Source organism: Moorena sp. SIO2C4 (genome assembly GCF_010672485.1).
GTDB lineage: Bacteria > Cyanobacteriota > Cyanobacteriia > Cyanobacteriales > Coleofasciculaceae > Moorena > Moorena producens.
The window spans coordinates 1-7,147 of record NZ_JAAHGN010000326.1 but is presented as its reverse complement, the minus strand read 5'-3'; the positions used below and the strand labels follow the sequence as shown (position 1 = coordinate 7,147).

The window sequence follows — 7,147 nt, the reverse complement described above, 5'->3', positions numbered from 1 at the left end:
AATAAAAAATTTCCAAGGTTTATCCAATATCGACAGTAAATCATTGGGGAAATCCACATCAGCCTTGTCAATTTCATCAATAAGCAACACTGCGGGATAGTCGTGGGATTGAAAGGCTTTTCCCAAGGGACCTAGTTCACGGTAATCGTTTGGTTCTTTAGGATTTCTGGGTTGTCCAGTTTTCGGATTAATAGACGGGGTTAAGTTTTGGGTTTGGACATCATGCAACCGCAAAATCGCATCGTATTCATATAATCCCTCTTGGACTTTGGTGGTTGAGCGAATATCCCAGCGATAAAAGGGCAACCCTAATTCATAAGCAACTGCCACTGCTAATCGGGTTTTACCACATCCCGATTCTCCTTCAATTAACAGGGGTCTTTGCAGGAAAATTGCCAAATTCACAGCTTCAATTAATTCGCTGTCGGCAATATAGGGTTCTAATTCTGTGGGAGAATCTGGATGACATGTTTTAGGTCGATGTTTTGGATTGCTATGGAAGATGTATTTAGGAGGATTCATAGGCTATAACTAAAGTTTATTAAATTTTTGTTTCAACATGTAACAGGTTTTTTCTGGATTTCCTTTAGAATACTTAAAGATGTAGTTTAATTCAAACAAGCTGTCTTGACGATTATATTTACAAGTATCTTCAATCCATTCACGAATATCTTTATCGCTCCATGTTATTGGTAAATCCAATTTAAAAATTTTTTGCTTATTAAATTTTGAGGGTGGATTAAAATGAGGTAAACATTGACATTTTTCTGACAAACAATAATAACTAGTGGTCATAAAAAGAATAATTATAATATTTGCAGAATTCTGAGATAGTTGAGACTGTTTTTTAGTCAGAGGAATCCAAAAATACTCCATAAACCAGGATAATAATGAATCCTGACTTTCCCCGAGAGCATCCCAATCATTCAATTCGAAAAAAACAAGACTCCCAACTTGCAAACCAGCCGTTATTTTATCAATAATATTGATAGCGTACTGTTGAGTATTATCAATTGTTTGAGTCTCCGAATCAGAATTAGGTATAAAGTTTGCGATCGCCCTTAATAAACTTTGTTCATCTACAATATTATTCGCTATCACATTAATTGGGTAATGTCTCCAGTCATCACTTTCTTTGGTTAGATCATCTCGAATATCATAAACCAATAATTCTCCCTTAGTTTCTTTGATATTTTCAATTAAAAAAAAAGCCGATCCTCCCTTACGAGTACTAGCAAATTTTTTGAGAATTTGATTTATTCGATTTCTCGGCTTTTTAAAATCAATCTTTCGTAGCTTTTTGTCAAAGCGATTGCCTCTTTGATTCTTGGTTAATGATGATTGTTGATATGAACTAAGTTCAATTTCAATTTCTTCAAGTTTAGAAAAATATATATCACTTCTTCTTTTGAGATTTTTATAGTCACTTGACGCAGGGTCAAGGAATCTCATTTGACTGGGGATGTCACTAATTTTTTCTTCTAAATCTTTTTTTTCTTCTTCAAGAAAGTCTCTGCGATTCATTTTTTACTGTCAACTACTAAATCCCTAAAAACTAAATAATTGATTTTCAATTTTTTCAAGCTCCTCAAAATATATATCACTTCTTCTTTTGAGATTTTTATAGTCACTTGATGCAGGATCTAGGAATCTCATTTGATTGGGGATGTCATTAATTTTTTCTTCCAAATCTTTTTTTTCTTGTTCGAGGAACTTTCTCTTTGCTGATGATAAAGGTTTAATTGGCTTTTCTCTTGCCTGAGTTCGGATCACAATTGACTCCAAGTGTGACCAAGCTTTGACTAAAATTTGTGTCGGAATCATAAAGGCGACTTTTGCCGTTTGTCGCTTGGTATCTGCAGCAACTACCATCCCCACCACTCCCTGTAATTTTTCATCCCAAACCGGAGAACCACTAAATCCTGGTTCAATCCCGTATCCAGTTACCTTAGTATCTTCCAGTTGAAACCATTGTTTAGCATTTTGCTCTGATAATACCCCAGTTGCCCAAACTCCAAACGGAACTTTCCTAGGACAGCCAAATACTTTAAATCGATTATTTGCCAAATTTTCTGATAACAGCAGGCGAGTCTGGTGAGCAGAAGCAGGAAGGTGATCAAGTTTCAAAACTGCAATATCTTCTATGGCTTCCTCAGAATCTTCTAAAGGAGATTCAGGATGCCAGCAAACCACCCTGGCCGAAAATTTAGTCCCATTAAGTAAAGGAAAATCAACGTTTATTTCTCCTTCAGGTGAGCTCTGTGTCCTGCTATCAATTAACAATGCCTCTGCCACGACATGAGCACAGGTTAACGCATAGTGTTCGGATACCAGAAAGCCAATACCAACTACTTGGTCTTGATAAAAGATCCTAATAATTGAACTCTTATGGACATTAAAATCCATTTATTTAATTCATCCTCTACTTGCTCTGATTCTTATTATTACTCCATTTTAAAGTAATTTCATAGCTCACTTCGCCACCCACAGAGGCAAAGACGGCTCCCGCATCTGCCGTCAATTTCAAACCAAATTTTACCTCCACTTCATCAGCAGGTTGGTTGAGGTCACGCAATTTGGTGATCACCGCAGAAGCCACCGGTTTGATTTGATCTAGAGCTTCTTCAAAGGTCTGCCGTGCCTTGAGGACTTTTTTTCCCGATCCCAGGGAGACTCGCTCAATACCACGGCTTTCTGGTTCTTCCACTTCTACCAGAAATGTAGTTCCATCCGCTAGAGAAAATTGCGCTAATTTTTTTTCTTCCATTGTTTGTGTCTTTTTACTCCCATTCACCAATTCCAGACAGGGTGAATCTTATTTTAGCTGTTTGAGCCGTGGCTGGAATAGGCATCTTAGTAGAACTGGCATCTTGCCAGTTTCATTTCCCACCCTGTGGAACTGGCATCTTGCCAGTTTCATGTCCCACCCTACACAAGTCCCATTCACAAATGCCAGACATTGTTGCTCAGCTAGTTATAGCCGTGATCACCCACGCTACGATCGCAAGACTAATTCCAACCGCAACTACCAACACTACAGCCAACCCTGCCAACAGTAAGATAAGAAACAACCAATCGGATTTTTGTGGTGGTGATGATGATACATTTAATTCTTTCTCTAACAGCTCAACATTTTTGACATTTGCCTTCCAGGCCGCATCCACCAGATCCCCTAACACCGGTACAGACCCAGTAACTGTCTCAAGAAGGATATTCAGCACCATCTCCACCAAGGTAGATCTAGACACTCCCAGTCGTGCTGCTTCTACGACAATGTATGATGAAATGATAGTTCCCACAAAATCACCACCCCCTGGTAACAGACCAATGATGGGATCTAAACCAATCCGATAACCTGTTCCTGGGATAGGAATAGCATTGTCCAGTAGGTAGCTTACCCGACGTACACGCCTTAAGGTAGATGTTTTGCGATCATTCCTCATCTTTCCGCCTCCCTGGAGACCCCCGCTATACCTGAAAGGTTAGCAAAAGGACGTGGCATATAAACACCTGGGGAAACCCCAGGTGACAGGCACTCAGGAAAGGGAGGACAGGGTATTAATTTGATATGAATATCCATCCTTTTTGTGAATTGGTGTACAGTACTTGTAACTGATTCCTTGAATCAATCCGTTGGCAGTCGAAATGTTAAACGAGCCAGTTTTACGAGTGGCGACACGTCCAACATAAGTTCCGATCTTTTTGCCTTTAGTAACAATTGCTTTGACAATATCTCCGGTCTGGAAACCTTTGTGGATCTTAGTTCTTGAACAATAACGCTTCGGAAACCCAAATTTATCTGTTCGACAGATTTGGCGAGTTCCATGACCTTTGGCCATAATTAATAAAAATTGGCAATTTTCGACATAAATGGCTTCAACCTTCCCCACACAAGCGGCATCAAGCCAATGTGTTTTAACTAGGTTAAACCGACGTCGATTATATTTAGTCTGGCCTCCCGAACCCGTTTCTACTGGCAATCCAGTAGACTTGAGTTCTTTGTACAGCTTCCAGCGAGTCGAATTGACCGCAGCGGTATCAGCTAATGATCGTTTAGATTGAGACAGGACTCGCTTCAATACATCAGGCTTCCTTGATAAGAATTGTTTGATATCCTGGTTTCCTTTGGCTTGGTTACAATCGTGACAAGCTATTGCCAGGTTACTAACCCTATCGGAACCACCATTAGATCTTGGTTTAATATGTTCGACTTCTAGCCTGGTATCTGTTGCACCACAGTAGGCGCATTTACGGTTCCATTTTTCAAGCAAGTACTCTCGAATTTCGTAGCCGTACAAAGTGCCTTGTTGATACTCAGTACCGGAGATTTCTGGGTTTTCCATTTTTTGAGTGTCGAACCGTACCAATTCTTGAGAAATACCCGTCATGGGACAAAACCGAATTAGCTTTTTAACCCAAGTCAGGATATTATGAACTCTAGACATTAAACTGGGTGCTAGCCACTCCAAAGGACGTTTCCGATTAAGAAAACGAGGTTTTCTATAGCGAGTTTTGCGGTTACGGCGAGAACGTCTTAATTGCCGTCTTGAGGTTAAAGCGTCTCGAATTTTAAATCCACGATGCATTATTTCAGCACCCCAGATAACAGTGTTGTCTTGTAGAATTGCTAAGCCTGTTGTTTTTGCGCCTGGGTCAATTTTTAACTGGTGATTATGAGTCGTACAGTTTCCTACCTCCAAATCTTTTAGGATAATTGTAAATGGATACCTTCTAAACACTTTGGCTCTACCTTGCTTGAGCAATAGTCTGGCTCTAGCCGGACGGCAAGGGTCTAATGGTTTAAAGTCTTTGTCAAGTACAAATACACGCATAATTGTGTTTTCTCCTATTGCTAGGGTGAGTTCGCTTAGCCAATGTTTTTTGAGTTTGTCTTGTTAATAGCACTGTCTTAACCCGTTTATGACTGTTTAACTATTAACCACAGAGCAGAAGACTAGCGACGCATCTAAAGGTGTGATAGCTCAAAAAACGTAGACTCAATAGTCTTAGGCTGGTCACGTCATGGACTTTTTCAAGCCCCCGTTATAGCCGTTAGGCGTGGGCGGTGGGTTCGTGACGGGCTTAAATAGGTTGTTTGGTTGAAGGTTGAAGGCAGAATGTAGAATGTAGAAGGCAGAAGGCAGAAGGCAGAATGGTGAGTTCTAAATTCTCAATTCTCAATTCTCAATTCTCAATTCTCAATTCTCAAAAGTGTTTCAGCTCATATCATGTTTTTTTTGCCTTGGCTAATTTTCTTGGTCTAGGTCTCCGATGGGATGCTTGCATTGCTTCTCCTACTATCACATTCAATTGATCCCCTAATAACAGTAGCAGAGAAGTCATGTAAAGCCAAAGCTGTAAGATAATCACGGCTGTTACGGTACCATAGACTTTGTTGTAATTGCTGAAATTGGCAGTAACGTAGTGCCGAAACAAGCCTGAAGCCACTGCCCAGGAAATGGCTGCTAAAACTGCTCCTGGCAATATCGGTGTGCCTAGCTGCCAACGGCTTGGTCCGTAGCGATAGATAAAGGCAAAGGATGCTGCCACCATACTCAGGGCTACGGGCCAGGTCAACAGACTCCAGAGTGTCAACAAGATGGAAGCTCCACTCGTATCAACGACTGTTTTTAGCACCCAGTGACTGATAAATACCAAAAAAGATGCAATCACTAGCAGTATGATACTACCAATGGTTAAGCCTAGAGAAATCAACTTAGCTTTCCAAAACGGTCGTTGTTGCTCTCGGGGGATGTGGTGGATGTGATCAAGGGCATTCATCGCTGCACTCAGTGCCCCAGAAGATACCCAAATGGCTATGATAAAACTCAGGGAAAATAGACTGCTATTGGTGCTGAGGTGAATCTGCTCGGTAAATTCCTGAATTGGCTGCACCGCCTGAGCCGGACCTACTTCCTTCATCATTTTCAGAGCTTGATTCTGTGCCACTTCACTCAGCTCGGGAGGGTGGTGGTACCAGGTTAATTGTAAGGAATATTCAAACAAGCCAATCGCTGTCAGAATTGCTAAAATTGCTGGAAAAAGCGCTAACATGGCGTTATATGCCATTTCAGCAGATAGACCCATTAAGCGACGTTCCATCGCACGCTTGAAAGTCTTCCTGAGGGTTACCAGATTCAGGTAACCAAAGAAACGGAAGAAACGAAAAAAACGCTTAGATAGCATAGGTTCTGATGTGAGCAGGGGCTTGCTACAAATTAATTTGCCAATTTTACCCGTAGTTTGCCCATTACTAGTGTTCAGTAGTTCAATTGACACACTTTAATATTTTATTGACAGTTTACCGTTAACCCGACCCCCTCAACCATAATTAAATTTGATTAAATTTGATTAGTGCTATAGCCGATGGAGTAGTTGTTGATGAGCAACAATGGGTCGCTTACCGAATGGTTAGCCCAAATCAAGGAACTGAAGCAGCAGCTGGCCGATAGCATTAAAGAGTGCCAGGCTGCGGATAAAAGTGCAGCTCATTGGCGTCAGTTATATAATACTGAAGCTCAGCAACGGCGTATCGAAAGCCAACTTGCTCAAGAGCAAATCGAAACTCTCAAGGCTCAACTGCAACAATTACAACAAGACGGATTTCAACTCAAATCAGATCAACTGGAGACGGTTTCGAGTATTGAGCAGAATGTGGAACAACTGCAAACGGTCGAGGAATTAAGGGCAACCCTTAAGTCAGTCATGGCAGAACGCGATCGCTTAATCGATGCCTTAAAGACTGAGCAAGCCAACCATGCTCAAACCCGGGAAAACTTAACGGTTGTGATTAGTGATACTGTTGAGCAACTGGCTAAGGAAAGAAAGAGTAAACCGTCCCAGGTAGAGGAGGTTACCGTCAGCGAGTATTCCCCATCTCCCGATCTTCCCAGCTTCGACAATGAAGATAGTTGGTAAGTATATGCGCTACTTGAGGTGCTACTTGAGGTGCGGTCAGCGGTCAGCGGTCAGCTTCGTGACTTCACTCAGATCAAAAAATGGTTACCTCTTTCATTCACAAACTGATAGCTGATAGCTGATAGCTGATAGCTGATAGCTGATAGCTGATAGCTGATAGCTGATAGCTGATAGCTGATAGCTGATAGCTGATAGCTGATAGCTGATAGCTGATAGCTGATAGCTGATA

Annotated in this window: 8 protein-coding genes; 1 reads left to right on the top strand and 7 read right to left on the bottom strand. The window is 41.2% G+C overall.

All coding sequences use genetic code 11. From position 1 onward, the window contains the following. The 7 genes from F6K20_RS17755 to F6K20_RS17725 all read right to left on the bottom strand — a co-directional run. Positions 1-522, bottom strand: a 522-nt coding sequence (locus F6K20_RS17755; RefSeq protein WP_287295495.1) for an AAA family ATPase, incomplete at its 3' end; no start/stop codon positions are given. 9 nt (positions 523-531) lie between these two features. Continuing rightward, positions 532-1,524 carry a hypothetical protein gene (locus tag F6K20_RS17750; RefSeq protein ID WP_287295493.1) on the bottom strand — a complete coding sequence of 331 codons (993 nt, stop codon included), beginning with the start codon at positions 1,522-1,524 and terminating at the stop codon, positions 532-534. Between the two features lie 24 nt (positions 1,525-1,548). Beyond that, positions 1,549-2,406, bottom strand: a complete 858-nt coding sequence (locus F6K20_RS17745; protein WP_287295491.1) for a trypsin-like peptidase domain-containing protein — start codon at positions 2,404-2,406, stop codon at positions 1,549-1,551. Between the two features lie 16 nt (positions 2,407-2,422). Beyond that, the gene (locus F6K20_RS17740; RefSeq protein WP_287295488.1) at positions 2,423-2,767 is read right to left on the bottom strand and encodes a CU044_2847 family protein; all 345 of its coding nucleotides are present in this window, start codon (positions 2,765-2,767) and stop codon (positions 2,423-2,425) included. Between the two features lie 199 nt (positions 2,768-2,966). Then, positions 2,967-3,443, bottom strand: coding sequence for a DUF4112 domain-containing protein (locus F6K20_RS17735; protein WP_287252417.1), 477 nt, complete (start codon positions 3,441-3,443; stop codon positions 2,967-2,969). A gap of 93 nt (positions 3,444-3,536) precedes the next feature. Beyond that, positions 3,537-4,832 carry an RNA-guided endonuclease IscB gene (gene iscB, locus F6K20_RS17730; RefSeq protein WP_071102596.1) on the bottom strand — a complete coding sequence of 432 codons (1,296 nt, stop codon included), beginning with the start codon at positions 4,830-4,832 and terminating at the stop codon, positions 3,537-3,539. A gap of 394 nt (positions 4,833-5,226) precedes the next feature. Beyond that, positions 5,227-6,186 carry a YihY/virulence factor BrkB family protein gene (locus tag F6K20_RS17725; RefSeq protein ID WP_044495393.1) on the bottom strand — a complete coding sequence of 320 codons (960 nt, stop codon included), beginning with the start codon at positions 6,184-6,186 and terminating at the stop codon, positions 5,227-5,229. Positions 6,187-6,381: 195 nt separating this feature from the next. On the opposite strand from F6K20_RS17725, the gene F6K20_RS17720 reads away from it, so the two are divergent. Further along, a complete protein-coding gene (locus tag F6K20_RS17720; protein ID WP_008189846.1) occupies positions 6,382-6,918 on the top strand; it encodes a hypothetical protein in 537 nt (178 codons plus the stop codon). Positions 6,919-7,147 lie beyond the last annotated feature (229 nt).